This window comes from Cytobacillus sp. FSL K6-0265 (assembly GCF_038003465.1).
Classification (GTDB): domain Bacteria; phylum Bacillota; class Bacilli; order Bacillales; family Cytobacillaceae; genus Cytobacillus; species Cytobacillus stercorigallinarum.
The window spans coordinates 1,331,073-1,355,919 of the sequence record NZ_JBBOPE010000001.1; the positions used below are offsets into that span (position 1 = coordinate 1,331,073).

The 24,847-nt window shown below is 35.5% G+C and carries 35 protein-coding genes; 29 read left to right on the top strand and 6 right to left on the bottom strand.

What is annotated here, in order from left to right; all coding sequences use genetic code 11:
- Positions 1-5: 5 nt before the first annotated feature.
- The 3 genes from MHH73_RS06845 to MHH73_RS06855 are packed head-to-tail and all read right to left on the bottom strand — an operon-like array spanning position 6 to position 2,413.
- Entirely contained in the window at positions 6-1,550 is a 1,545-nt protein-coding gene (locus MHH73_RS06845; protein ID WP_341065690.1) for a recombinase family protein, read from the bottom strand.
- Positions 1,543-2,010: an ImmA/IrrE family metallo-endopeptidase gene (locus MHH73_RS06850; RefSeq protein ID WP_341065693.1), complete on the bottom strand. Its 468-nt coding sequence runs from the start codon at positions 2,008-2,010 to the stop codon at positions 1,543-1,545. Before MHH73_RS06850 ends, MHH73_RS06845 begins: the two co-directional genes overlap by 8 nt.
- Positions 2,011-2,032: 22 nt before the next feature.
- On the bottom strand, positions 2,033-2,413 hold the full coding sequence (locus MHH73_RS06855) for a helix-turn-helix domain-containing protein (protein WP_341065695.1): 381 nt from the start codon (positions 2,411-2,413) through the stop codon (positions 2,033-2,035).
- Between the two features lie 167 nt (positions 2,414-2,580).
- Between MHH73_RS06855 and MHH73_RS06860 the strand changes: the two genes are divergently transcribed.
- From MHH73_RS06860 to MHH73_RS06925, 14 genes are all read left to right on the top strand, one after another.
- A complete protein-coding gene (locus tag MHH73_RS06860) occupies positions 2,581-2,808 on the top strand; it encodes a helix-turn-helix transcriptional regulator (protein WP_341065697.1) in 228 nt (75 codons plus the stop codon).
- A 71-nt stretch (positions 2,809-2,879) separates the two neighbouring features.
- On the top strand, positions 2,880-3,050 hold the full coding sequence (locus MHH73_RS06865) for a hypothetical protein (RefSeq protein ID WP_341065698.1): 171 nt from the start codon (positions 2,880-2,882) through the stop codon (positions 3,048-3,050).
- Between the two features lie 171 nt (positions 3,051-3,221).
- Complete coding sequence (locus MHH73_RS06870) at positions 3,222-3,362, top strand: hypothetical protein (protein ID WP_341065700.1); 141 nt, start codon at positions 3,222-3,224, stop codon at positions 3,360-3,362.
- Between the two features lie 2 nt (positions 3,363-3,364).
- Entirely contained in the window at positions 3,365-3,982 is a 618-nt protein-coding gene (locus MHH73_RS06875) for a sigma-70 family RNA polymerase sigma factor (protein ID WP_341065701.1), read from the top strand.
- Positions 3,957-4,127 (top strand): YqaI family protein, encoded by a 171-nt coding sequence (locus tag MHH73_RS06880; RefSeq protein WP_341065702.1) that lies wholly within the window; start codon positions 3,957-3,959, stop codon positions 4,125-4,127. Before MHH73_RS06875 ends, MHH73_RS06880 begins: the two co-directional genes overlap by 26 nt.
- A 9-nt stretch (positions 4,128-4,136) precedes the next feature.
- Positions 4,137-4,427, top strand: a complete 291-nt coding sequence (locus MHH73_RS06885; protein ID WP_341065704.1) for a hypothetical protein — start codon at positions 4,137-4,139, stop codon at positions 4,425-4,427.
- Between the two features lie 42 nt (positions 4,428-4,469).
- Positions 4,470-4,892: a replication terminator protein gene (locus tag MHH73_RS06890; protein ID WP_341065706.1), complete on the top strand. Its 423-nt coding sequence runs from the start codon at positions 4,470-4,472 to the stop codon at positions 4,890-4,892.
- A gap of 7 nt (positions 4,893-4,899) precedes the next feature.
- Positions 4,900-5,652 (top strand): hypothetical protein, encoded by a 753-nt coding sequence (locus MHH73_RS06895; RefSeq protein WP_341065707.1) that lies wholly within the window; start codon positions 4,900-4,902, stop codon positions 5,650-5,652.
- 14 nt (positions 5,653-5,666) lie between these two features.
- Positions 5,667-6,965: an AAA family ATPase gene (locus tag MHH73_RS06900; protein ID WP_341065709.1), complete on the top strand. Its 1,299-nt coding sequence runs from the start codon at positions 5,667-5,669 to the stop codon at positions 6,963-6,965.
- The gene (locus MHH73_RS06905) at positions 6,965-8,053 is read left to right on the top strand and encodes an ATP-binding protein (protein ID WP_341065711.1); all 1,089 of its coding nucleotides are present in this window, start codon (positions 6,965-6,967) and stop codon (positions 8,051-8,053) included. The genes MHH73_RS06900 and MHH73_RS06905 overlap by 1 nt, the downstream gene beginning before the upstream one ends.
- A gap of 20 nt (positions 8,054-8,073) precedes the next feature.
- Positions 8,074-8,664 (top strand): hypothetical protein, encoded by a 591-nt coding sequence (locus MHH73_RS06910; protein WP_341065713.1) that lies wholly within the window; start codon positions 8,074-8,076, stop codon positions 8,662-8,664.
- A gap of 10 nt (positions 8,665-8,674) precedes the next feature.
- Positions 8,675-10,258 carry a DEAD/DEAH box helicase gene (locus tag MHH73_RS06915; protein WP_341065716.1) on the top strand — a complete coding sequence of 528 codons (1,584 nt, stop codon included), beginning with the start codon at positions 8,675-8,677 and terminating at the stop codon, positions 10,256-10,258.
- Between the two features lie 34 nt (positions 10,259-10,292).
- Positions 10,293-10,481 carry a hypothetical protein gene (locus MHH73_RS06920; protein ID WP_341069695.1) on the top strand — a complete coding sequence of 63 codons (189 nt, stop codon included), beginning with the start codon at positions 10,293-10,295 and terminating at the stop codon, positions 10,479-10,481.
- 21 nt (positions 10,482-10,502) lie between these two features.
- A complete protein-coding gene (locus MHH73_RS06925) occupies positions 10,503-12,716 on the top strand; it encodes an AAA family ATPase (RefSeq protein ID WP_341065717.1) in 2,214 nt (737 codons plus the stop codon).
- A 488-nt stretch (positions 12,717-13,204) separates the two neighbouring features.
- Here the strand turns inward: MHH73_RS06925 and MHH73_RS06930 are convergent, their stop codons facing one another.
- Positions 13,205-13,396 (bottom strand): hypothetical protein, encoded by a 192-nt coding sequence (locus MHH73_RS06930; protein ID WP_341065720.1) that lies wholly within the window; start codon positions 13,394-13,396, stop codon positions 13,205-13,207.
- Positions 13,397-13,520: 124 nt separating this feature from the next.
- Here MHH73_RS06930 and MHH73_RS06935 point away from each other — a divergent pair, with 124 nt between their 5' ends.
- Positions 13,521-13,700, top strand: coding sequence for a hypothetical protein (locus tag MHH73_RS06935; protein WP_341065723.1), 180 nt, complete (start codon positions 13,521-13,523; stop codon positions 13,698-13,700).
- Positions 13,701-13,745: 45 nt separating this feature from the next.
- Complete coding sequence (locus MHH73_RS06940) at positions 13,746-14,135, top strand: hypothetical protein (RefSeq protein WP_341065725.1); 390 nt, start codon at positions 13,746-13,748, stop codon at positions 14,133-14,135.
- 12 nt (positions 14,136-14,147) lie between these two features.
- Here the strand turns inward: MHH73_RS06940 and MHH73_RS06945 are convergent, their stop codons facing one another.
- Both MHH73_RS06945 and MHH73_RS06950 read right to left on the bottom strand, forming a co-directional pair.
- Positions 14,148-14,321 carry a hypothetical protein gene (locus MHH73_RS06945; protein ID WP_341065728.1) on the bottom strand — a complete coding sequence of 58 codons (174 nt, stop codon included), beginning with the start codon at positions 14,319-14,321 and terminating at the stop codon, positions 14,148-14,150.
- A gap of 157 nt (positions 14,322-14,478) precedes the next feature.
- A complete protein-coding gene (locus MHH73_RS06950; RefSeq protein ID WP_251163169.1) occupies positions 14,479-14,628 on the bottom strand; it encodes a hypothetical protein in 150 nt (49 codons plus the stop codon).
- Between the two features lie 227 nt (positions 14,629-14,855).
- Between MHH73_RS06950 and MHH73_RS06955 the strand changes: the two genes are divergently transcribed.
- The 13 genes from MHH73_RS06955 to MHH73_RS07015 all read left to right on the top strand — a co-directional run bounded on the left by MHH73_RS06955 (position 14,856) and on the right by MHH73_RS07015 (position 24,833).
- Positions 14,856-15,113 (top strand): hypothetical protein, encoded by a 258-nt coding sequence (locus MHH73_RS06955; protein WP_341065733.1) that lies wholly within the window; start codon positions 14,856-14,858, stop codon positions 15,111-15,113.
- 1,230 nt (positions 15,114-16,343) lie between these two features.
- Entirely contained in the window at positions 16,344-16,625 is a 282-nt protein-coding gene (locus tag MHH73_RS06960) for a hypothetical protein (protein WP_341065736.1), read from the top strand.
- The gene (locus MHH73_RS06965; RefSeq protein WP_341065738.1) at positions 16,613-17,011 is read left to right on the top strand and encodes a RusA family crossover junction endodeoxyribonuclease; all 399 of its coding nucleotides are present in this window, start codon (positions 16,613-16,615) and stop codon (positions 17,009-17,011) included. The genes MHH73_RS06960 and MHH73_RS06965 overlap by 13 nt, the downstream gene beginning before the upstream one ends.
- A complete protein-coding gene (locus MHH73_RS06970) occupies positions 17,011-17,238 on the top strand; it encodes a hypothetical protein (protein ID WP_341065740.1) in 228 nt (75 codons plus the stop codon). The genes MHH73_RS06965 and MHH73_RS06970 overlap by 1 nt, the downstream gene beginning before the upstream one ends.
- Before the next feature lie 13 nt (positions 17,239-17,251).
- A complete protein-coding gene (locus tag MHH73_RS06975) occupies positions 17,252-17,779 on the top strand; it encodes a hypothetical protein (protein ID WP_341065742.1) in 528 nt (175 codons plus the stop codon).
- Between the two features lie 550 nt (positions 17,780-18,329).
- On the top strand, positions 18,330-18,710 hold the full coding sequence (locus MHH73_RS06980; RefSeq protein WP_341065744.1) for an HNH endonuclease signature motif containing protein: 381 nt from the start codon (positions 18,330-18,332) through the stop codon (positions 18,708-18,710).
- A 91-nt stretch (positions 18,711-18,801) separates the two neighbouring features.
- Positions 18,802-19,308: a phage terminase small subunit P27 family gene (locus MHH73_RS06985; protein WP_341065748.1), complete on the top strand. Its 507-nt coding sequence runs from the start codon at positions 18,802-18,804 to the stop codon at positions 19,306-19,308.
- Complete coding sequence (locus tag MHH73_RS06990) at positions 19,305-20,999, top strand: terminase large subunit (protein ID WP_341065751.1); 1,695 nt, start codon at positions 19,305-19,307, stop codon at positions 20,997-20,999. The genes MHH73_RS06985 and MHH73_RS06990 overlap by 4 nt, the downstream gene beginning before the upstream one ends.
- Positions 21,000-21,206, top strand: coding sequence for a hypothetical protein (locus MHH73_RS06995; RefSeq protein ID WP_341065754.1), 207 nt, complete (start codon positions 21,000-21,002; stop codon positions 21,204-21,206).
- Between the two features lie 15 nt (positions 21,207-21,221).
- Positions 21,222-22,469, top strand: coding sequence for a phage portal protein (locus tag MHH73_RS07000; protein WP_341065756.1), 1,248 nt, complete (start codon positions 21,222-21,224; stop codon positions 22,467-22,469).
- A complete protein-coding gene (locus tag MHH73_RS07005; RefSeq protein WP_341065759.1) occupies positions 22,459-23,172 on the top strand; it encodes a head maturation protease, ClpP-related in 714 nt (237 codons plus the stop codon). The genes MHH73_RS07000 and MHH73_RS07005 overlap by 11 nt, the downstream gene beginning before the upstream one ends.
- Before the next feature lie 109 nt (positions 23,173-23,281).
- On the top strand, positions 23,282-24,475 hold the full coding sequence (locus MHH73_RS07010; RefSeq protein WP_341069698.1) for a phage major capsid protein: 1,194 nt from the start codon (positions 23,282-23,284) through the stop codon (positions 24,473-24,475).
- 10 nt (positions 24,476-24,485) lie between these two features.
- A complete protein-coding gene (locus MHH73_RS07015) occupies positions 24,486-24,833 on the top strand; it encodes a hypothetical protein (protein WP_341065761.1) in 348 nt (115 codons plus the stop codon).
- The last annotated feature ends 14 nt before the right edge of the window (positions 24,834-24,847 follow it).

A 24,847-nucleotide genomic window follows, 5' to 3' on the forward strand; every position in this document is an offset into this window, starting at 1 on the left:
GGTGGTCATATTTTTAAATATACATTTAAAATAAACTCGTCTTTCTTTGTCATTTCAAGTGTTCTAATATATGTCACCTTTTCAAGAACTGACTTTAAGAGTTGGTTCTTTTTTTCTGCGTTATCTAATTCATAATACGTATCAATCAGATTGATTAATTTAGGAATAACTTTTTCTTTTTTATCGTGTTGTTGTTTCAATACTTGTATTTCAGAACAAATTACCTGTTTTTCTGTTTCTATTGTTTTAATTTTTTTACTTAAATGATTTTGTCTTTCTATAAAAGTATCAATCGAGTAAATTCCTTTTTCAAGAAGATCATGTTGATTGTTTTTTTGTTGTATAAGATTATCATGTTCTTTTGATTTACTAGTCAAGGCTTTTTCATATTCTTTAATTAACTCTAATGATAAAATGTCCTCTTTTTTATCTTCGAGCACATTGAAGTCCTTTAAATATTGTTTTAGAATTTCTAGCAAGTTTTTTTCAACTAAGTTAAAGCTTGCCCCTTTTTGCACACCTTTACATGATGGAGATGCGCACCGCAAGGAAGAACTTGGTCTGTTTTTACGCGGTTGATTCCACATAGTTTTACCACAAACACCGCACTTTAAAATTCCTGCTAAAGGATTGGATAATTTCCTTGAAGATACTGTTGATGGCCTGTACCTTCCAGTGTGGGCTATATTGGCTTTTTCAAAAACCTCTTGTGTTATTAATGGCTCGTGAGCATTGTAGGTTATATTCCATTCTTCTCTGGGTAATTTCTTTTTTTGATACTTGCCGTTTTTTTTCTTGTACTTTACTTTCCCCCAAATTATATGGCCAAGATATACCTCATTTTTAACTATTGCGGTTATAGTAGATGGAGACCAAAAATTACGATCTTTATTGGGTGGAGATACACCAATTTTATCTAGTTCCTCAGCGATAAAGTTTCTACCATGTCCATTGCACATCATATGGAAGATTTTTTTCACTACCCATTCAGTTTCTGGATCTGGGTATAATCTTAATTTATCATCTCTCAAATATCCGTAAGGTGGTTTTTTGGTAATGGATTTACCTTCTTTTGTTGAGTTAACTCTTCCATTTTGTAGTCTGCGTGTAATGGCTTTTAATTCTTGTCTAGCAACTAGTGACTTGATACTAAAAACGAGTTCCCATGATTCATCATCTGGATCATAGTAGTCATTTAAAGTAATTAATTTTGTACCCGAGTATCTAAAGGCCCTATCTAACAATCCTTGATCCAGCATATCACCACGACCTAAACGATCCATATCAATAACAACCACAGCTTCTATCATTCCATTTTCAATACGCCTTAATAAATTTTGTATTTTAGGTCTTTCAGATATATTTTCACCTGTGACAATTTCCTCGTGAATTTCTTGTATTTTATGTTGTTCATTTTTACATAGAGCAAGTAATTGGTTTCTATGCTTTGATAACGTATCATTTGAACCTGGATTATTTCTTTCTTCTTCAATATCTTTTCGGCTCTTTCTTAAATAAATATCAACATCAAGCCCAAACGGTCTACCCATTTATATCACGATTTCTTACAATATTTAATGGTTCAAAATAAATAGTATGATTATCAGTATGAACATATTTACCATATTTATTAAAATAAAATTGAATGGTTTCTTCATAGAATTCTTCAGTGATATTAAGAAAGTCAATTACTTCATATTTGGTTAAACACCCTGCTTCTTTTGCTTCTATAAGTTGTTCTAAAGAGAAAATTTTATTGTATCCCCATTCTCTTCCTCTGTTCTCTTGCTTGATATCATTTAATGTATTTTGCTTTACAATAACCCCAACTGTTTTAAAATGATGACCAATTTCTTCAGCTAGAATACAGTATTTGTTTACTTCAGTAATACTTTTATCAATTAAAATCTTCCCATCGTGATATAGTCCTTTTAAATCGTAATCAAGGTTTGTTTCCTTTATATGAATACTTTGTTCATACTCACTAAGAAGAATTTCGTAAGGTGACATTTATTAACCTCCTATAAACAAATTAAAATTCTTTTTTAAATACATCGTCAATGTATTTTAATATTTCATCCATTTTTTTGTCAGAAATTTCTCCTTGTTTTTCTAAGTGAGCTGCTATAGTACGTGCTTTTAAATCGTTTTCATTTTTATTACTCTCTATATCCTCATCCTTAATAATATCTCCAGACTCAATTTTTTGAGCTACAGTAAACAATGTTTGAGGGGTTACATTTAATGCGTTAGCATAATTATTTATGTCAATTTCATCTAATGATCTAATTTGATTTTCATGACCAGAAATAGAATTTTGTTTTAATCCTGTTTTTTTACTCAATTCAGTTTGGGTTAAGCGCCTATATTTTCTAATGTATTTAATTGCTGGACCAAGAATGTTATGGTTCATTTTTTTATATCCTCCTAAACATTGGTATCATGGGCTTATTGTATAATAAAATATCTCATACTGCAATCTTTTTATTGCACAGTGAGATATTTTTGTGGTTAATTGCTTGTTTAATATCTCACGGCGTGATATTATCATGTCATACAAACCAACGGAGGTGATAGAACATGACAAAAACGGAACTTAAAAAAATTCATCTTAAACCTAAAAAAATTCTTAAAAAGGAACGTCTCGCAAAAGATTATTCTGTTACTTCTATGGCCTTATTAATCGGCGTAAATCGAAATCAGTATAGAGCAAAGGAGTTAGGGGAAGTTCCTTTTACTGATTATGAAATAAAGATAATTTCAACCGAATTAGGCTTGCCAATAGAGTATCTTTTTTTTATAGACTAATATCTCGCAATGAGATAGTTATACTTTACCTGCACTAGAAAGCATATACATTTAACAAGGAGGTTGAATTAATGGATACACCTAAGAAAGAGCATAAGGTTAATAATTGCACAGTGATTATCCATTCGCCACTTGTTGAAATGAGTGATAAAGAGAGAAAAAATTGGTTTCAGAATGAACTAGAAAGAAAGGGTTCACTAGTAAATCAAATAATGGATACATTGCAAAGTGTAGCTCCATAAAAGCCAGATAGGCTTTCTCTTTTTACCCATTATGCGAAATTTGATGAACGAAATGAGTTCTAACTTAAAGGAGGTGAGCATAGTGAAAATTCAGCCTAAGCACTGGTTATCAATGTCGCCAGCTGATCGTTACATTGCCATCTGGATTAAAGCTAAAAGGAGCTGAAAGCATTGAGCATTCACAAAGCATTAATAGGTTCGGTTGTAGATGGGGATTTTCATACTACCCAAGATGGAATCGAGTATTCCACTAATATTCGTGAAATCGTCACAGTTGGTTACATGCTAGAAAATTGTATTGAGGAGGAATAAAAATGAGTGCAGTAGCTGTTCAGTTGTTCGAGGAAAATCAAGAGCTTATCTTTACAGCTATTAGAGTGAATTTTAAGGATTTTGGAAAGGCTCATAGAATTGCTGGTATTAACAATATGGAATTAGATGATCTTATTCAAGTCGGACAAGAGACCTTATGGAAGTTGTGCCTAAAAGAAGATGAAACGATGAAGGAAAAATTTAAAGGTTATGCCTATAAATCCATTCGTTGGATGATCTTCAATGAACTTCGTATTAGAGGACTTCCTATTAAAACTAATCTAAGAGTTTCAGTAGAAGATAGAAATAAGCTACAGTTTCATTCTATTGATCTCTACGTGAAAAAGGAATCAAAAGTAATAAACGATTACTTCGCTAATGATTATGCTACTGACGTTGAATATGAAGTGATGAACAGACTTGCCATAAAAGATTTACTAATATATCTAAGCGATTTAGAAAAGTTCATTTTTATCCACATAGCAGAAGGATATTCGGAACGTGAAATTGGCGAAAAGATTGGGAGAAGTACGACTTGGGTCAATAAGAAGAAGCGTGCTGCCATAGCAAAATTAAAAGAAAGGAGACATAAAAATGCCTACTGTGAAAAAAGTTACTGATTATCCACTTGAAGATGCTTATGGGTTGGAAATTCAAGAAGGTGATGTATATTGGCTCTTTGGAAAGACAATCGTCAGTGATTTGAATCTTAAAACTTACTTAATTGAAGAACACAATATGGAGTGCTTCCGTGCAATGGAATAGGAGGTTTTTATGAATCGAGAATTAGTTATGCCCAAGGATTTTGAACAAGCTTCAGCTCTAAATGAATGCTGCTTGAGTTGTTTAAGCAGAGCACGCTTAGAACTATCTAGAGATAACATCGTTGATGCTGAACGCTGGGTAACTGAATATCATCGCTGTAAAAGGGACTTGGATAAATTAATAGACAAAAGAAAGCACTATAACAAAATGAAAATTTTATCTGAGGACCTGAAGAGAAAAGGTATAAAAGTAGAAGTCATAAAAAAACTCACTGCTACCAACAGTGAGAAGAAAAAATAATAGATTCACATTTTACTATAACATGTTTTGGGGGTTAAGGGAATGCCAAACAAAAACATTGATTTTCCATTATCTGAATTAGCTAACGGTGCTATTCAAGAAAAGTTAGATCATGAATTAGAAAAAGTATTTAAAAATATTCATGACCTGAATACGAAAGCAGAGGACAAGCGCACTATCACGATAAAAATAGAGTTTGTTCCTGATGAAAACCGTCAAACAGTGAAAGTAAGTTCAAATATTTCTTTGAAGCTTGCAAATGTTAAAGATGTTTCGACTACTGTTCTTACTGGTGTAGACATCTCGAATGGAAAAATAGAAGCCAGAGAGCTTAAATCAGGTACACCTGGTCAAATGTACTTTGATGATGATTTAACTCAGAAAACAGATGTGGGCGTTCCCGTTGATGTTATTGAGCGCGAAGAAAATAGAAAAATCATTAACCTACAAAATAACAGGGGGTAAGTAAATCATGATTAAAGAAGCACTTCAATTTTTAGTGAATTTGTCCATTAAACCAAGTTCTCGTGTGGTAAACATTGTTGATTCCAACGGTAATGATCGTAAGTTTGTTATTGATAGTGAGGGTATATCTAGGGAAGTTAAGCCAGTAATTTCCCGTACAGATGAAGCATTGGAGATTAATACACTGACGGGTTTAATTGGTTATATCAAAGCGAATCTTGAAAGAAGCACTTCTAAATTTTATTTACAAGTTTTTGATGAGAAAAATGTCTTTCTAAAAGGAGTACTGGATAGCGAAGGTGAGAGAGAGACATTAGTACATGTAAGTGCAATTGTTCCAAAATTTTCTTATGGTTCATTCCATGACGCTGAAGAACTCATTATTGCATTTCAGTCTAAATTTACACAAACAGATGACAGAGATATTTTACTGAAAGTAATAGGTAATGTAAAAGAAGAAAATGTTCGTACTACTGGTGACACTGGTATTGCACAAGCAGTCACTATTAAAACCGGTGTTGCTTCTGCAAATGATGTAATCGTGCCAAACCCTGTTGGGTTAGCTCCATATCGAACGTTCTTAGAAGTAGAACAACCAACAAGTAGTTTTATATTCCGCATGAAAGATGGACCAAGAGGTGCAATCTTTGAAGCTGATGGAGGAGCGTGGAGAAATGCTGCCATCCATAATATTTGCGAGTTTTTAGCAGAGGAATTAGCAACCGAAATCGACAGTGGAAGAATCACAATAATTGCGTGATTGGGGATATGATGATGATAAAAATTAATAAACTCGAAATAGAAAATGTAAAGCGTGTCAAGGCAGTAAAGATTGAGCCGACTGCCAACGGACTTACTGTTATAGGCGGTAATAATGGACAGGGAAAAACAAGTGTACTAGATTCGATTGCTTGGGCATTGGGTGGTAATAAACACCGCCCTAGCCAAGCAGAACGGGAAGGAAGTGCTGTTCCTCCATATCTACACATTGTTTTATCCAATGGACTAGTTGTTGAAAGGAAGGGAAAGAATAGCGATTTAAAGGTCATTGATCCGAATGGTGAAAAGGGCGGGCAGCAATTATTGAATAGTTTTGTCGAAGAGCTTGCTATTGATTTACCTAAATTTATGAACTCTACAAGCACTGAAAAAGCAAAAATATTGCTTCAAATTATTGGTGTGGGTGACAAATTACATGAGTTAGAAAAGAACGAACAGGAAATTTACAACCGTCGTCATACTATTGGGCAGATTGCAGATCAAAAAAAGAAATATGCCAAAGAACAACCTTACTTTCCTGATGCACCAAAAGAACTTATATCTGCTTCAGATATGATTCGCCAACAACAGGAAATACTGGCAAGGAATGGTGAAAATCAACGTAAACGTGAACAGCTAACAAGCCTCGAATATAGATACACTCAACAAGCAGCTGAAATCGAGCGTATGAAGAAGCAACTGGCAAATGCTGAAATGGAACTTTCTAAAACAGCAAATGATCTAGAGATTGCTAAAAAATCTGCTTTAGATTTACATGATGAATCTACTGAAGAACTTGAAGCAAATATTCAACATATTGATGAAATCAATCGCAAGGTAAGAGCGAATCTTGATAAAGATAAAGCTGAATCAGATGCAAGTGATTACCGTATGCAGTATGAAAAGTTAACTAATGAGATTAATGAGGTAAGGAAGCAAAAATCTGATTTACTGCAAAAATCTAATTTACCATTAGAAGGCTTATCAGTTGCAGAAGGTGAGCTTATCTACAATGGTCAGAAATGGGACAACATGAGTGGTGCTGATCAGTTGCGTGTATCTACTGCAATTGTTCGTAAGTTAAAGCCTTCGTGTGGATTCATCCTTTTAGATAAGTTAGAACAAATGGATATGGTGACGTTGAATGAGTTTGGTCAATGGCTTGAGCAAGAAGGATTACAAGCTATTGCTACAAGAGTTTCAACGGGTGAAGAATGCAGTATCATCATTGAAGATGGCTATGTAGCAGGTCAAGAGAGGATCGCTTCACCTCCAGTTGAAACACCGAAAACTTGGAAAGCAGGTGAATTTTAATGGAAGTCATTAGTGGAAAGATTGAGAAAAAGAAAAAGGTTGTTCTATATGGACCAGAAGGAATAGGTAAGTCGTCATTGGCTTCCCAATTCCCTAAACCAATCTTTATAGATACAGAAGGTTCAACAACTGAACTCACTGTTGACCGGTTGCCTAAGCCAAATAGTTGGACAATGCTCAATCAGCAAGTAGATTGGGTGAAGCAACAAGTAGGGCGATTTGAAACGTTAATCATCGATACAGTCGATTGGGCAGAAATGCTGTGTATTGAATCCGTATGCTCTACCCATAACAAAAAGGGGATTGAGGATTTTGGTTATGGTAACGGTTATGTTTATGTAAAAGAAGAATTTGGTAGATTCCTAAATAAATTGAGTGATGTAATTGATATGGGTATTAACGTTGTTTTAACAGCTCATTCACAGATTGTGAAATTTGAGCAGCCTGATGAAATGGGTTCGTATGATCGGTATCAGTTGAAACTTGGTAAAAAGACAAGCTCGCAAACAGCTCCATTAGTAAAGGAATGGGCTGATATGGTTTTATTCATTAACTACAAAACTTATAGTGTTGCGACTGACGATAAAGGCAAAAAACATAAGGCGCAGGGTGGAGTTAGAACAATATTTACCACTCATCATCCTGCATGGGATGCAAAAAACAGACATGATCTACCTGAAGAAATGTCGTTGGATTATGCCAATATTGCTCATATTTTTAACTCTATGCAACAGCCGCAAGTTCAACAACAAACTGCACCTACAAGCCAATCTCAGCAACAGTCGCAACCGCAACAGGAACAGGCGTCACAAATTCCAGATCCATTAAGCGCAGCAATGCCGCCTGTTGTTGATACTTCTGGAACTACTATAGATCAAGCTATACCGCAAAGTTTAAGAGATTTAATGACAATGCATGGAGTATCTGAAGAAGAAATTCAGATTGTAGTTAGCCAAAAAGGATATTATCCGATGGGTACCCCTATCGCTAATTATGACCCGGGCTTTGTTAATGGTGTTCTTGTAGGTGCGTGGGAGCAAGTGCATGGCATGGTGCAAAATTTTAGAAATAGTATTCCATTTTCGTAATTTACTAGGAGGTTACAAACATGAATAACGAGAGAGAATTAGGTTGGGATGATGAAATAGAAAAGGATGGTAGTGATTTTATTTTACTACCTGAAGGTGATTACGATTTTACAGTTAAGAAATTTGAACGTGCTAGGTTCCAAGGTAGTGAAAAAATGCCTGCATGTAATCAAGCAAAGTTAGAATTAACAATACACTCGCCAGAGCATGGAGACGTAACTATATTTCATAATTTATTTCTTCATACCAAGACAGAAGGTTTACTTTCAAATTTCTTTGCCGGCATTGGTCAAAAGAAAAAAGGTGAAAGATTGCGTATGAACTGGAACGCTGTTATTGGTGCAAAGGGGCAGTGCTTTATTGAACATAACAAATATATGGTCAAAGGTGAGGAAAGAATAAATAACCAAGTGAAAAAGTTCTATCCATATGAAGAAGTGACGGGGCAACCGCAGCAAAATAATCTGCAACAACAAGGATACCAGCAACAGCAGCAAAACCAAGGATATCAGCAACAACAAAATTATCAACAACAGAGTACACAACAGCAACAGACACCATTTCCTATGAATAATCAACAACAGGGTAATTTTACACCCGGACAGTTTTAGGAGGTAGCTTATGAAATTAAGGGATTACCAACAGGAAGCAAGAGATGCAATCCAAGGTGAGTGGAAAAGTGGTGTAAAAAAGACTTTGTTAGTACTTCCTACAGGCTGTGGTAAAACCATCGTATTTTCAAAAGTAATTGAAGATCGTGTAAAAAAGGGCGAGAGAGTTCTCGTCCTTGCCCACAGGGGTGAACTGTTGGAACAAGCAGCTGATAAGTTAGAAAAGTCTACAGGACTTAAATGCGCTACGGAAAAAGCTGAACAAACTTCAATAGGTAGCTGGTACCGTGTTGTAGTTGGAAGCGTTCAAACGATGATGCGAGAAAAACGGCTAGAGAAATTTGATAAGGATTTCTTTGACACCATCATTATTGACGAAGCCCACCATTGTATTTCAGACAGTTATCAAAAGGTACTTAATTATTTTGAATCAGCAAATGTCCTTGGTGTTACAGCTACCCCAGATCGCGGAGATATGAAAAATTTAGGTTCATATTTTGAAAGTTTATCATTTGAATATACTCTACCTAAAGCAATTAAATCTGGTTATTTAAGTCCAATTAAAGCTTTAACAATCCCATTAGAATTAGACTTATCGACTGTTAGTCAACAGGCAGGGGATTTTAAGGCAAGTGATTTAGGTTCTGCATTGGACCCCTATCTTGAGTCAATAGCTGAGGAAATGTGGAAGAACGCGAAGGATAGAAAAATAGTTGTATTCCTTCCATTAGTAAAAACCAGTCAGAAGTTTACTGAGATACTTAATAAAAAAGGTTTTAAAGCAGCAGAAGTAAACGGAGAGTCAAACGACCGTGCAGAAGTGTTGGAAGATTTCGATAAGGACAAATACAATGTTTTGTGTAATTCCATGTTATTAACTGAAGGTTGGGATTGCCCTAGTGTAGATTGTGTAGTCGTTTTAAGACCTACAAAGGTAAGAAGTTTATATAGTCAGATGGTTGGGCGTGGTACCCGACTGCATCCCGGAAAAACTGAATTATTATTACTTGATTTCCTCTGGCATACAGAAAGGCATGAGTTGTGTCATCCTGCTCATTTAATTGCTGAAAATGAAGAAGTTGCCAAAGCGATGACCAAACAAATTGAAGAATCAGGAATCGCTATGGATTTAGAAGTAGTGGAAAAGCAAGCAGCTGAAGATGTCATTGCTGAAAGAGAAGAAGCCTTAGCTAAACAACTAGCTGAAATGAAAAAGCGCAAAAGAAAGCTAGTAGATCCACTTCAGTTTGAAATGAGCATACAGGCTGAGGATTTATCAAGTTATGTTCCTTCGTTTGGTTGGGAAATGGGACCGCTAAGTGAAAAACAGATAAATCATCTTGAGAAACTTGGGATTCTTCCTGATGAAATAGACAATGCTGGTAAAGCTACCAAACTTTTAGAACGATTAGACAGAAGACGAGAACAGGGGCTAACGACTCCAAAACAAATCCGTTTCCTTGAAAGTAAAGGATTCAAGCATGTTGGAACTTGGTCTTTTGAAGTTGGTAAAAAAATGATTGATCGAATTGCTGCAAATGGATGGAAAATCCCAACAGGTGTTAACCCTAAAGAATATAAGCCAGATTCATAAAAAGGAGGAAACATAATTGGCTGATTACAATGATATTTACAAGCCTATTGTTCCTAAATGGGTTGCAGAAATACTAGAGTTAGATAAGTTAAGACGACAAAACCAGTATAGTGGTTCCTTATGTAGTGGTCAGACTCGAAAGGATTGGGATGAATGGAAACGTCGATATTCAAGGAAATTAAAATACGCAAGAATGAATGGTTGGTTATTGGAGAAGGATTGAAGTTCAAAGTAGGTGAGATATTTGGAGAGAAAAATAGATTTAATTTTCTTACTAGATTATATTGATCCGTCATCACTAGATTATCAAGAGTGGTTAAATGTAGGAATGGCATTAAGACAAGAAGGATATACGGCAAGTGATTGGGATGATTGGAGTAAAGGTGATGGTCAACGATATCATCCAGGTGAATGTTTTAAGAAATGGACCACATTTGAAGGTAGTGGTATTACTGGTGCTACTATCACACAAATGGCAAAAGAAAACGGATGGATGCCAAAAGGAGGCAATACAGATCATCACGAGCTAGGATGGGAAGATGAGATTTCTGGTAATGATGATTACGTTGTTATTGATAAAAACTGGATTGAAGGAATGGAGATAAAAGAACCATCTAATTGGAATCCTGTGAGAGAAATAACCACTTATTTAGAAACTTTATTTGAAGCATCTGAAAATGTCGGCTATGTTGTTTCAACTTGGCAAAATGATGAAGGGAAACATTTGCCAACTAAGGGGAATTGGGATAGAACAGCCGGAGAACTAATCCAGTTGTTGAATGAATCGAATGGTGATATTGGTTCAATCCTTGGTGATTATAATCCTGAAGCTGGCGCTTGGATACGTTTTAACCCTCTTGATGGTAAGGGTGTAAAGAATGAGAATGTCACAGAATATAAATATGCCTTAGTTGAATCTGACACAATGGATTTAGAAAAACAAAATGCCATCATGCGTGAGCTTGATTTACCTATCGCTGCTCTTGTATACAGTGGTAAAAAATCTATTCATGCAATCGTTAAAGTAGATGCCGCCAATTATGAAGAATACCGAAAACGTGTAGATTACCTATATACCGTTTGTAAAAAGAATGGTCTAACTGTAGATAATCAAAATAGGAATCCATCCAGATTATCGAGGTTGCCGGGAGTAGAACGGAACGGAAAAAAACAGTTTCTAATTGACGTAAACATTGGAAAAAGCAGCTGGGAAGAATGGGAAAACTGGATTGAAGATGTAAATGATGATTTGCCGGATCCTGAAAGCTTAACCGACTATTGGGATAACATGCCGACTCTTGCACCACCATTAATTGAGGGTGTACTGAGACAAGGGCATAAAATGTTGATGGCTGGACCCTCAAAAGCTGGTAAATCGTTTGCCTTAATAGAATTAACTATAGCATTAGCTGAAGGTACAAAGTGGCTAGGTTGGCAGTGTGCAAGAGGACAGGTTTTATATGTCAATTTAGAGTTAGATAGACCTAGTGCTTTACACAGATTCAAAGATGTTTATCAGGCTCTTGGAATAGAGCCAAAGAACATTAATAACATAGATATTTGGAACTTGCGTGGTAAGTCTGTACCAATGGACAAACTAGCACCTAAATTAATTAGACGTGCTCAAAAGAAAGGTTATATTGCAGTTATCATTGACCCTATTTATAAAGTACTTACTGGTGATGAAAATAGCGCAGATCAGATGGCTCACTTTACAAATCAATTTGACAAAATTGCAACTGAATTGGGTTCTAGCGTTATCTACTGCCATCACCATTCAAAGGGAACACAGGGCGGTAAGAAGTCAATGGACCGCGCGAGTGGTTCAGGGGTATTTGCTAGGGATCCTGATGCACTTATTGATTTAGTTGAATTAGATATCACGGATACCTTGATTAAACAACAGGAAGCCGCTGCGGCATCAAAAATTTATTGTGATGCTATCAAACAAGTAAATTTCGACTTTTTCGATGAACATATAGGGCTTGATGATCAACAGAGTATTGCTCAGATGAGTAATCATGCGAAGCGTGTATTAAGCCCAGAACATCAAGCTCAAATAGAAAGAGAGATTAGTAGGGTAATCAAAGGCATTCGCATTAGATCAGCATGGCGAGTAGAAGGAACACTTCGAGAATATCCAAAGTTCAAACCGGTTAATATGTGGTTCCAATATCCAGTACACAAAATAGATGATGTTGGCGTATTAAAGGATATTCAACCTGAAGGTGATGGTCCAGCGTGGAAAAAGAATTTTGATAAGAAAAAGTCTCCTGAAGAATCGAAGAAAAAGAGAGCAGAAGCATTAGATACCGCTTTTGATGCATGCGGCATTGATGAAAAAGTTACAGTAGCAGCGATTGCTGAATACATGGGCATATCAGAAAAAACAGTACGAAATCGTGTGAAAGAGCATGGCGGTTATTGGGTTGCTGATGGTGAAATAGGGAGGAAATAAGAGTTAGTTGAATTTTGGATTAATTAATCAAGGAAAACAACAAAAAATGAAGAGCCCAGGCAGTGGCTCTTCGAAGAAATGATAAAAAAAGAGAAATCCATCGTATCCATTATATACTATGTGAATTTCGGTTTAATGATTGGGTGTTTTAATCACCTTTTGAATTAATTAAGAAAAAACAGTTAGAGGTTTACAAGAAATCCAAAAATAAACATTATAAAAATAATATTTACGTACATGGTTGCTATGACTACGCCATAATGAATTTTTTTAAAAAAGAATAGTGAAAACGGAGCTGAAAATAATACGAGAACCAACAATACAATAATAGCTTCATTTAAGTAAAGTAAGATAAGCACCACCTACAAACAAACAGTGTTTATAGTTTTTCCCAATAATTAGAGGTTATGCAACAAAAGAATTATTAAGTTTACTAGGATGGGTATGGACTTTTGAAAAAAGGAGCGCAAAGGCTCCAACGTTCATTTTTAACTTAGAAACTTTGATCCAAAGAGAAAATAAAGAATCATTGAAGCACCTAAGAAGGAAGAGAAAAATAAAATTTGCTGTGGTTTAGATTGGTTTTTAAGCCATTTCCATCTTTTGCTCTCCATATCCAGCCAAAGGAAATCGACAATTAGTGCTACAAAAATAATTACAAGGAATGTAATCAAATTCATGAATTGCTTTCTCCTTTCTTGTACAAGTAGATTATAACATATTATGGAAAAACAGAAGAGTTATGACAAGTTTAAATTATAAATAAACACAAGAGTAAAGGAATTTCCTAAGGGGGGATAGCAAATGAAAGTGAAAGAGTTAATTGAAGAGCTGCAAAAACTTCCTGAATATGCAACAGTTCGTGTCCTTAAGAAAGATGAGAAGGAAGTTCATTTTTTTTACAAAGGATCAGCAACTGAAGTTGTTTTGCAACCTTTTGACGATGATGACGATTACCTTGAAAGATACGTTGATATTAAATAAACAGGATAAGCAGGGAGTTTAATAAATATAAGGGAGGAAATGAACGTGGGAAAATTAAAATTATCACAATTAAATGATGATGTTGAGGTATCTATTGAAGAATCAAGCACTGTTTACACGGTTGCAGAACTTAAAGCAGAAATTCTTGACGGAGAACCACATCATGAATCGCCAAAATGGTACACGATAAAAAGGCGGAAATGGAGTCCAAATGCTCGATGGATGATAGAGAACTATATTGATAACGAACATGAAGATATGTATGAGGATTGGGATGAAAGAGCATGGGATTGTATAGAAAAGGAATCAGCAGTTACCAAGGTTCAAAAGGTCTTGGATGAGGTATTCAAAGGGGAATACGCCACTGCTTATTGGACGTATGAGGAGCCAGTTGAGATTGATATCTTACCAAACGTTGTTAACGAAACAAAATGATAGAAACGTTAATTAATTATTATCTTTCTTTTTAGTTTTATAGGCGAGAAAATTAGCTACTAATACACCTATAAGAATGGCAACTAAAGATTTCCAGTCAAAGTTATTACCAGAAAAAATGTAATAAAGTAATGATCCAGTTAGTGCACCTAGCATTGAGAATGATAAAAGTTTAAAAAATTCCATATGTAACACCACCAAGAAATATTTAACAATAACAATGCTAATATAAAATGGTTTTTTTGTAAACAAAAGGTAGATCAGTTTAGCAATTGAAAGGAGTAGGACAATATAGAAAGCCTACTTTTGTATAAAGAAGGCTTTTAGAACAACTAATTAGTGTTTATTCTGTATTACTTAATTTGCCTTTATAGTACAGGTAATCAACTTTGTTTTTTGTAGCCGTTAATTGGGAAGCTAATATTGCAGTATATATTGTTGTTAGAAGGACAGCTAATACACCAAGTCCTAATACAGAATCATTTTTTAACATAAAGTTACACCTCCTTCTAAATTTATCTTTTCTAAATAAGAAGAATTTATACGAAGGATAATTAGTTGATTAGGAGGGAAAGAGGATGCATTGGGAATGTCGATATTGTTATTTTCCAACTACAGTGGAAGGCGATAGGGTTTGTTCATCATGTGGCGCAGAATGGGAAGCAGCAAAAATTCTAGTTGAAGATGATGATTAAGAAACAAAAGGTAGGAGGAGTTAATTTGGAGGAAATAGATAACTTAATTTTAAGGCTTAGAGGAGAAATGTCCACTCGAATGTATGATGGGGATGTAGTAGAAATTTTAGAGGTTTTAGAAAGTGCTAACGAATATTTTGAGGCAATTTCTGAAACAGCAATTATCAATGGGAAGCTAGTTGTGCAACAGCAGCAGGAAATTGAAGAGTTGAAGAGAGAAAATACCAGCTCATATCATCATGGCTATAAGATAGGGCGCTATGATGAATTGATGGAAAAGTGACTTACGAAACACAAGATAGATTAAATAAAAAAGAGCCGGTTGGCTCTGAAGAATTCTATACACCTTCTCATTTATACGGATCGATATACTGCCACTTTTGAAATAAGTAAATTAACGAAGCGCAGATAATACAATTAATAAAAATTACAATATGAAAGTGATCATTCATTTTATAAATCCCGAAATATTCATAAAGGTTCATTATTCCAAAAGAAAAGATTGCATCGCTTATAGTGTTAAAGGTGAAATAAAGCCAAAAGTTCCCGAATGTAAAGTATAAAAATATTGTAGGTAAGACTATGTATATTCCATAGACGAAAGGAGTTGTATTAGTTAAAGGGAAAATTGTTTCAACAACTTCAACCAGATTATATCTTTGATATAACTGAAATAATATTGTCAGAAGCAAGGCACTCACTAATCCACCTGGAATGAAGGACTTCACTCTTTTAGTATCTAACAAAAGGAGAATAAACCAAGGTAAAATTAACATGGACCATAAAAGAATATGAGTTAGCATATAGACTATACCTCCTATAAAGGATAATAATAATCTAACCTATAGCTCTTTGGCCTATTCATAAAAAAGCTAGGAAGTTAAAATTCCTTGAGAGTCATTCGTCTGATAAGAAAACATTTATTGAAATTAGAAAAGAGCCCATTCAGGCTCTAATCTAATCGAGTTGCAATATTATGGGTTTTGGTAAGGAAATACATCTAAGTAGGTGATACGGAAGAATATGTAATTCCTTACCTAATAGTAATTTATCCATAATTAATAAAATATATGCAAATTGTTGGTAAATGAAAAATCTCTTACACATCTACAAATACAGTATGATGATGAAATGTAATTTAAATGACAAAAACAATAAAACACTTTAAAAATTATAAAGGGAAATTCTCGAAGGGAAAAACTTTCCCTCAGAGGGGAAAAACTCGAAAACTTTCCCTTCCTTCACTAGGGAAAAACTCGAAAACTTTCCCTTCCTTCACTAGGGAAAATCTCGAACAATTTCCCTAGTTTCCCTCAGAGGGAAAAACTCGAGGATTTTCGAGAATTTCCGAGGGAAGGAAAACCCATATATAAATATAACATTTCCGTTTCCCTCCCTGTCGGTCATAGAGAAAAAAGTGGTGGGCTCTGCTACGCCCGCCACACACCTTTCTCTTACTATGACAATGCAAAATTTCAAGAATTAAAAAGTAAAATTATGGAAGGTGTAGTAAATGCCAAAAAAGAAAAATAAACCAAAATTAAGGGTTGCTGCAAATATGCCACCTCTTTACCACACGTTACCAGGAGAATCTTATCACTATAAAAAAAGCGAAGTTTTGAAATGGTTAGCTGAACGACCTGCATTGCTTGAACAGATTTTTGCAGATGTTTCAGGAACTAAAGATATTATTTATAACCCTGTAACAGGTAAATGGCAGGGTGCTAACTTTGAAGAAGAAGATATATGCCCTCACGAGAATGAATGGGAGGGTTGTCCAGTATGCAGACATTAGAATTTTATATGCCAATGATTCCACCCACTACAACACACCAACAAAAACAAGTAACTGTACGAAACGGCAAACCTGTCTTTTATGAACCAGAGGAATTAAAGGCTGCACGATCTAAACTTACTGCACATCTGAGCAGGCACATACCAGAAGTTAAATATAAAAAGACTATCCGATTAATGACTAAATGGTGTTTCCCCATTACAGGTAAGCATCAACATGGTGAATATAAGTATACAAAGCCTGATACTGACAATCTTCAAAAGTTACTTAAAGATTGCATGACCGACTGTGGGTATTGGAAAGATGACGCTTTAGTAGCTTCAGAGATTGTTGAGAAGTTTTGGGCAAGTAATCCAGGCATCTATATTAGAATTGAGGAGATCTGATGGATTATAAAGCTTTCTTTGCAGAAGTAGCTGATTGGATTATACAAGCAAATCATATGGCTCTTAATTTTGGAATGGAGAGTGAGCCATTCTGGAAGTGGGTTATGGATTCTACTGCTGCTATTTGTGAAAAGTACGGTAATAATCAATTGGTGTTAAATCAGATGGTTATGTTATTTCATTGGCTTGAGGGATTTTATGCAGAGAGTGTAAAGAGAAGTAATTAAAGGGGGCTAACAGATGCAGCTTACAGAGCAACAGTTGAAAATAATTACCGATGTAGCTTCTCAGAATGCTATTAAAGCCTATCTTGAGTATTCGGAAAAACAAGTGCAAGAAAAACATGATAGACGATTACGAAATATAAAGCTACTTCTAAGAAATTACCGTAAATTTGTTAAGCATTGTGAAGACGTAAAAACGGATATAACAGAGCTTAAAGAAAAATTTGAAATAGATTACCTTGATACGGATGGATTTAAAATACAATCTGTATTGAGAAGCAAGAAACGCACACTCACAATGGTTGAATACATCAATAAATCGTTAAAGGTTTATAAGACTATGTGTGATGAATCAGATGATCCAGAGGACATAAGGAGATATAAGGTAGTATACGATTTATACATTTCAAAAGAAAAGATATTAGCAAAAGACATAGCCGCAAGGCACTCTGTACATCATCGAACGATTTATAAAGACATTGATAGTGCATGCAAAACCTTGGCAGTATTGATGTTTGGCGTTGATGGGGTTGAGTTTAAGTGAAGGCATAAATCGGGCAGTTCACGTGCACTTTAAATGTGGTATTATGATAGCATAAAATAATTGTGAACGTGCAAAGCATCCAAATCAGTTGGGTGCTTTTTATTATGTATAAAGGGTGATGCTAAATGAAATACATTAACATTATATTCCTGTCGTTCATCATAGCTTTATTCAACACACAACCAGGAATAGAGAATGACCCAATAAGAACAAGAGATTGGAAGTATATGTGTTAGAAAGGAGAACCATATGAATATCCAATGTGACAAATGCAATAAAGAGTTCCCAATATCCTCTATCGATACTGAGGACAAACAACTATTATCCAATAACGTAACGCGCCACTATATCACTTGCCCATCATGTGGTGAGCAATACACATCCTATTTCCTTGATGATTCAATGAGAGAAATCCAGGAGGAAATCAGGCGTATAAAAAACAAGCAACAATTAACAACTAAACAAAAGAACAAACTCATGCGACTTACTCAATCAATCTCATCCATGAACATAGAGTACATGAATACCTATAAGGATATCCTCCAAGACAATGCCTAAGAAACCACTCAGACCATGTGCTGAAATATCCTGTGGTAATCTCACAGAGAAAGCCTACTGTAAAACGCATGAGAAAATAGGTGAGGAAAACCGTAGAGATTTCACACGCAAGTACAATCGATATGGTCGCGATCCTGAGATCAATAGATTCTATCAATCATCAGCATGGAAGCAACTCAGATCATTGGCTTATAACCGAGACAATGGCTTATGTCAACGTTGCTTAAAGCAAGAAGTTATCCAACAAGCTCACATTGTCCATCATATTGTGGAGGTAAAGGAGGACTGGAACAGGCGATTAGACATAGACAATCTCGAGTCTGTCTGCCACGTCTGCCACAACCGAGAGCACAAGGGTACCCCCCGGGGCTGATAATTTATTTTTCTTTCTACCCAGAAGCGACCCGCCCTCTCGCGTGCACAAAAATCCGTTTATTCATATTTTTTAAAGGAGGTGAATGGACATGGCAGGGAGACCAAGACAACCATTAGAGGTTATAAAAGGTAAAGGGCGTTCTAATCACCTTACAAAGGCTGAAATGAAGACTCGTGAAGAACAAGAAAATGCTATTCGAGGAAGTACAGATAATATTGAAGCGCCATCTTATTTAACTAAAAAACAAAAAGATGAGTTTTATAAAATATCAAGCGAATTAGTTAAATTGAAAATATTTAGCAACCTTGATGTGGATGGACTTGCTCGCTACATCGACAGTAGGGATGAGTACATCAAAATAGTAAAGTTATTGAGGTCCATGAAACCAATTGTAATCGTAGATGGTATGAAATTGTTGGATGAAGGATATACAAAACTTCAAAAAACAAAGAATTTACTTTTTAACGAATGTAAAGCAGCAGCAAGCGAGCTTGGCTTGTCCATTACATCACGCCTTAAACTTGTGATACCAAAAGCAGAAGATGACAGAAAACCAAAAACTGAAGCTGAAAAACGGTTCGGTGGTAGGCTATGAGTTTATTAGAAAGAGTCTTTAAGTATTGTGAAGATATTATTGAAGGTGAAATAAAAGCGTGTCAGAAACATAAATGGTCAGTTCAACGATTCTTAAGCGATTATGAAGAATGTCATAAAGAAGACAGTCCTTATTATTTTGAAGAAGATGTTCTTGAAGATTTTTATTGGTTTGCGAAAGAGTTTAGGCACGTTGAGGGTATTTTAGCAGGAGAACCAATTGAATTAACCGATTTTCAACTTTATTTAGCAGTAAACATTTTGTGCTTCAAAAAGAAACGTAACGGTGCACGTAAAATTAGAAAAATTTACATTCAACTTGCTCGTAAAAATGCAAAGTCTCAATTCCTCGCTATTATTTCAGGATTCATTACATTCTTCGGAGATGAAAAGCAACGTGTTTTTATAGCTGGGTGGTTAAAAGAACAATCAGAAGAGGTTTATGAAGCAGTTCGTACTGGAATCGAATCAAGCGAGTTGTTAGAAGGGAAGTGGAAAGAAGCTTATCACAAAATTGAAATTAAACGAAATCGATCAGTAATTATACCTTTATCAAAAGAAGCACGTAAAAGTGGAGATGGAAAAAACCCATCTGTAGGAATAGTTGATGAATATCATAGACATGATACAAGTGAAATTTACGATGTTATCGCATCTGGAATGGTTGCTCGAAAAGAGCCTTTGATGTTTGTAATTACAACAGCAGGCTTTAACCTCTCTTCCCCTTGTTTTAAAGAGTACGAATATGTCAGCAAGATTTTAAACCCAGACATGCCTCAAGAAAACGATGAGTACTTCGCGATTATATGTGAGCTAGAAAAGGACGACGAAGGAAATCTTATCGATGATATCAAAGATGAATCAAATTGGGTAAAAGCTAATCCTATCGTAGCAACTTATGATGAGGGTATAGAAGCAATTCGTTCGGATTTAAAAGTAGCCTTGGAGCAACCGGAAAAAATGCGAAGCTTTATGACCAAAAACATGGATGTATGGTTAGACTCTAAACCACAAGGTTACATGAAAATGGATAAGTGGAAAGCAAGCATTGTAAAACCATATGAGTTAATACAATATCCTTTATATTTAGGTTTAGATTTATCTAGTACAACGGATTTAACAAGTGTGGGTGAAGTGTTTAAACTATCAGAGAAATACGCACTGAGACAACATTCGTTTATGCCTGAAGATAAGCTCCAGGAGAGGATGAATACAGATAATGTCCCTTTTGATTTATGGGAAAGACAGGGTTATGTGACAACAACACCTGGAAGTGTAGTTGATTATAGTTATGTCGAACGTTACATTCTTGATTTGAGAGATGCAGGATATAACATAGTTGAAATAGCTTATGATAAGTGGAATGCTACCCATTTGGTCCAAATCTTAGAGAATCATGGTTTTAAAATGGTCGAAATGCCTCAATTATTAAGGCATTTATCTTTTCCTACAAAAGAGTTACGAAGCGGAATATATAGAAAAACAGTAGAACATTTTGGAGATCCATTACTTTACTGGGCTATGAGTAATGCTGTTACTCGATTGGATGCAAACGAGAATATTATGTTGGATAAAGAGAAATCCACTGAACGAATTGATCCAGCTGCAGCAACTATTAATGGATTTGCTAGGGCGATAGTTGGTCAATCACAAGATTTAAGCAGTCACTTTTTGAATAATTGGAGGATGTAAATGGCTAAAACAATCAAAAATTTCATCATATCGTTTTTTACAGCATTCTTCACCAAATGGTTGGAGGATTTTTTTATTTTTGTTGGTGTTGCGGTGATTGTAATAAATACTTATTTGATAACAACTGTGGAAGTAAACATAATTGCTGGTAATTACTTATTGGGTTTAATTTTAATCATTCTAGGTGTAGTGTTGGCCAAGCAATAGAAAGGAGGTGATAAAGTGATTTTCAAAAATGCACTATCTCCTAGGGCTGAAACAACTGATTTGAAAAACCCCGCCCCATGGTTCTTGAAAGCTTTTGGGCACCAAGCATCAAGCGGTGAGACTGTTACTGTTAATTCAGCATTAGGCGTGCCAGCAGTTTATGCTTGTATTAACATTTTGGCTAATAGTATTGCAACCTTACCTTTTCAAGTATTTAGAAAAACTTCGACTGGGAGATCAAAAGAAAAAAATCATATTGTTGCTATGCTTTTAGAGAAGAGACCAAACCCCTATCAAAGCCCTTTTAAATTTAAGCATTTAATTGAAACGCATCGTAATTTGTGGGGGAATGCTTACATCAACATTGAGTGGGGGTTAGATGGAAGGCCAAAAGGTTATTGGTTGTTAGACCCATCAAAAACAGAGCCAATAATTGATAATACAACAAATGAACTTTGGTATCATACAGTTTTGCCTAATGGCGCTAACGTTAGGATATGGCATGAAGATATTATTCATTTAACTTCTTTATCTACTGACGGTATTAAAGGTAAATCACCTATTCAAGTAATTCGTGAGACCATAGGTAGTTCTCAGGCATCTCAAAAGTTTAAAGGTAAATTCTTTAAGAATGGTGTTTCTACAAATGGATTTTTAAAGATTCCTGGTATGCTTAACGCTGATGCAAAAGAAGTTGTTAGAAGTGAATGGGAAAAAGCTAACACTGGTATTGATAATGCTCAAAGAATAGCTATATTAGATGCTGGTCTTGAGTATCAAAGTATATCAATGCCCTTAAAAGACGCGCAATTTGTAGAAAGTATGAAGTTTGATAAGACTGAAATTGCTACGTTTTATAATATTCCAATGCACATGGTAAATGAGTTAGATAGGTCCACACATTCAAATATAGAACAACAAGCAATTGACTATATTCGAAACACTTTGAGTCCCATCTACACTCAGTATCAAGAAGAGTTTACTTATAAGTCTTTTTCATTTAAAGAACAAGCTAAACTTTACATTAAGGTAAATCTAGAAGCACTACTTCGAGCTGATAAGAAGACTCAAGCTGAGTTTTATGGAATTATGCTGGATAAAGGTGTGTTTAATATAAATAAGGTATTGGAGCTAGAAGATATGGATGCAATCGAGGGCGGGGAAAAACATCGTGTGGACCTTAATCATGTTTCCCTAGATATCGCTGATGAATATCAGCTTGCAAAAGCTGGTTTGAAAGGAGGTGAGGAGAATGAAGAATAAGAAGAAACAGTCATTTCTTACGGTGAAGAACCTCACCTCTACATCTGCTGATCTATACATTTATGGAGAAATTGTAAATAACACAGATTGGAAATGGGATGAATCCGAGGTAATGCCGGATGACGTGCTTAATACGCTTAATCAAGTAAATAATCTAAGTGAATTGAATATTTACGTTAATAGTCCGGGTGGATCAGTCTTTGCAGGTTTAGCTATTTACAACATGCTAATCCGTAACAAGGCAAGGAAAATTGTACATGTGGATGGCGTAGCTGCTTCAATCGCTTCAATTATTGCATTAGCTGGTGATGAAATTCATATTCCATCAAATGCCTTTATGATGATTCATAAGCCACTAGTTGTCACGTATGGAAATGCTACTGAATTGAGGAAGGCAGCTGATGATCTTGATGTATTAGAAGAAGGATTGATGAATGTCTACACAGAGAATCTTGTGGAAGGCATAGAAGCGGAAACTATTCGTGATATGCTCCAAAATGAAACTTGGCTTAATGGGAATGAGGTAGCAAAGTATTTTAATGTGACCGTTACAGAAGCCAAAAACTATGCTGCTTCTGCGGTAGATTTCTTAAACAGGTATGAAAAGACACCTAAATCACTGGTTAAACAAGAAGAGCAAGAAGAAAATGAAACTCTCGACAAAATAAAATTTCAAAATGAGCTGACCCTACTAGAATTGTAGAGTCTTTTTTTATGCTCAATAGGAGGAAACTATGAAAACATTATTTACAAACGCGTTATTAGCATTAATGCTTAACAAAAACATTTATTCTGTGCAAATGAATGGTGGCATGACGAAGCGAGAGCAGGAGTTGCGTCAATCTGTAGCTGATTTGAAGGATGAAGCAAAGGCTTTAATGGATGAAGGGAAAAATGAAGAAGCACAAACGAAATTGAAAGAAGCTAAGGCTGCTAAAACAAATCTTGATAATTTCTTGGCATTACAGAAAGACTTCGAAGGGTTGAACGTACCTTCTCCACAAAATAGTGGGGCAAAATTACAGCCACCTTCGCCAAAAGATGAAGAAAAACCAGAATACAAAGCATTATTCTTCAAAGCCTTAAAGGGGCAAAGCTTAACTTCTGAAGAATCGGAAGTAATTGGTGAATATTATGCTCGACTTTCTAAAGATAACGGAGAAGATGGCGGTTATATTATTCCTGAAGACATTTCCACACAAATCAATGAGTTAGTTCAAACGTCGGATGATCTTCGTCAATATGTAACTGTTGAGCCTGTGTCAACAAACAAAGGAGCACGTACACTTGAACGCCGTGCAGATCACACTCCACTTGCTCCTTTATCTGAATATGGAAATCCAAACGCAATGCAAGAAATTGCATCTCCTAAGTTCGATCGTCTACCTTATGAAATTGAAGATTATGCAGGGTTTTTACCGGTAGCAAATACTGTATTAGCTGATACAGACCAAGCTCTTTCATCTTATCTTGTGAAATGGATTGCGAAAAAGTCACGCGCTACAAGTAACCATTTAATTCTTCAAGTATTAGATGGGTTTAATAAAGTGGATTTAGTAGATTACAAAGGTATTAAAACTACCCTTAATGTAACACTTGATCCTGCATTTGCGGAGGGCGCGATTATCATCACAAATCAAGATGGTTTTAATTATCTTGACCAGCTTTATGACAAAAACGGACGGCCACTTCTTCAGCCGGATCCACAAGATGCAACGAAAAAGCTTTTATTCGGTCGTAGAATTGTCGTGTTATCAAATAAAACAATTGCTACATCAAGTGGAAAAGCGCCGTTTATCATTGGTGATTTGAAGGAAGCAATTGTGTATTGGGATCGTCAGCAAATGCTTCTTGATATGACAAAAGAAGGTGGAAATGCTTGGAGAACTAACACGACTGAATTCCGTGTTATCGAGCGTGAGGACGTTACGAAGTGGGATGAAGAAGCAGTTGTCTATGGTCAAATTAATATCACAGTGCAACCGGAAGTAATCCCAGAAGGGTAAGGTGATATAAATGAAAGCTAAAGTAATTATTAACCGTTTCCGTGATAAGCATACGAAAAAGGTCTATATATCAGGTAATATTTATGAAGGTTCAAAAGAACGTATAGAAGAACTCCAAGCGAAAAAATGGCTTGGAGAGGTGGAAGAGAGTCCATCAGAAGTTGATAAATATATACAAAAGTTAAACGGTACTGTGGAGGAGGTAAAAGCTTCTGTAGATGCGTTAAACACATCAGAATTTGATAAATTAATCTCATTAGAAAAAGAAGGTAAGAATCGTAGAAGCCTGGTTAAGTTCCTAGAAGAACAATCTAAGCTTGCAGGCTTAGCAGAAACACCAGCTGAAGAGGGCGAGTAATCGTCCTCCTTTTT